This is a genomic window from Leuconostoc sp. UCMA20149 (genome assembly GCF_030400235.1).
GTDB classification, from domain to species: Bacteria; Bacillota; Bacilli; order Lactobacillales; family Lactobacillaceae; genus Leuconostoc; species Leuconostoc pseudomesenteroides.
In genome coordinates this window covers 1799-3284 of record NZ_VJYC01000033.1, presented here as the reverse complement: position 1 = coordinate 3284, position 1486 = coordinate 1799, and the positions used below count along the sequence as shown (strand labels likewise).

The window sequence follows — 1486 nt, the reverse complement described above, 5'->3', positions numbered from 1 at the left end:
AATACAAATCGTTATTTTCATCGCTTGTATGCAGAACTGTTAGGGGGTTATGAGTTATCTTATTTACAATATATGTCATTGCTCATTATCTATAAGAAAGAAAAAGCGAAGTTGATGGATATTGGCGAGGAGTTAGAGTTGTCCAGTAATACATTAACACCCGTTATTGATAGATTAGTTAATAAAGAGTGGCTCATAAAAGTACCTAGTGAATTGGATAAACGTGTAAAATATCTAAAAATATCTGAATCGAAACGCCCAGTTTTTGAGCACATACTGTCAGATGTTGCAGTTGTCCGAGATGAACTAGTGGTGGCTAGCGAAAAATCTGTAATTTCAATGATTACCGAAAATGAGTCTTTAAACAAGACATTACGGGCAATGATTTTATCGCACAATAATAAAATAGAGGAGAAAATTAATGACGAATTATGATGTGATTTTTATTGGTAGCGGACATGCAGCATGGCACGGTGCACAAACCTTAGCACGTGAAGGCAAAAAAGTTGCCTTGATAGAAGAAAATAAAGTGGCTGGGACTTGCACAAACTTTGGGTGTAACGCTAAAATTTTATTGGATGGACCAGCAGAACTAATTCATCATTTGCATCACTATCATGGTATAGGTATTAACGATACACCAAATATTATTTGGCCAGAATTGATGGCATATAAGCACCAAGTGATTGACCCATTGTCTGACGGCCTGGCGCGCATGCTTTCGGTAGATGGTATTGACATTATTGCAGGTCACGCTGAGTTTACTGGTCAACAAACATTAATAGTTAATCATGTAGTATATCAAGCAGATAAGTTCGTGATTGCTACAGGTCAAAAGCCCGCAAAATTAGCAATTCCAGGAGCTGAATTGCTACATGATAGCACCGAATTTTTAGAATTGCCTGAAATGCCAAATTCAATTGTGTTTATTGGTGGAGGCTATATCGCAATGGAATTTGCTTCAATTGCTCGTGCTGCTGGCAGTCAAGTAACCGTTATTGAATATGGTGATCATGCATTATCTGGTTTTGATAGAGAATATTCTCAAGAAGTTGTAGAAGATATGATTGATAGGGGCATACATTTTGATTTTGGACAACGTGTATCTCATGTTTCACTTGATGAAAAGCAAAAATATTTGGTCGAGACAGCTCAAGGTAAAAGATATAATGCTGACTATGTGATGGACACAACAGGACGCGTTCCTAACATTGATAATTTAGGTTTGAAGGCAGCGGGTGTTGAATATAATAAGGGTGGTGTTGTTGTTGATGACTATCTTAGAACTTCTAATCCTAATATTTATGCAAGTGGCGATGTCATTGCGAAAGCTATACCACGTCTCACACCCACTGCTACCTTTGAATCACAGTATATTGCAAAAAAATTATCGGGTGATTCAGATCCCATTAAATACCCCGTAGTACCGTCTATTGCGTTTACACTTCCACGACTGGCTCAAGTGGGGATTTCAGTTGATGATGCT

General features: G+C 37.8%; 2 protein-coding genes. Both read left to right on the top strand.

Going from position 1 to position 1486, the window contains the following annotated elements:
• Positions 1-435, top strand: a 435-nt coding sequence (locus FF105_RS11475) for a MarR family winged helix-turn-helix transcriptional regulator (RefSeq protein WP_290046920.1), incomplete at its 5' end; no start/stop codon positions are given.
• The coding region (locus FF105_RS11470; RefSeq protein ID WP_290046919.1) for a dihydrolipoyl dehydrogenase family protein at positions 422-1486 on the top strand (1065 nt) is incomplete at its 3' end. The genes FF105_RS11475 and FF105_RS11470, both read left to right, overlap by 14 nt.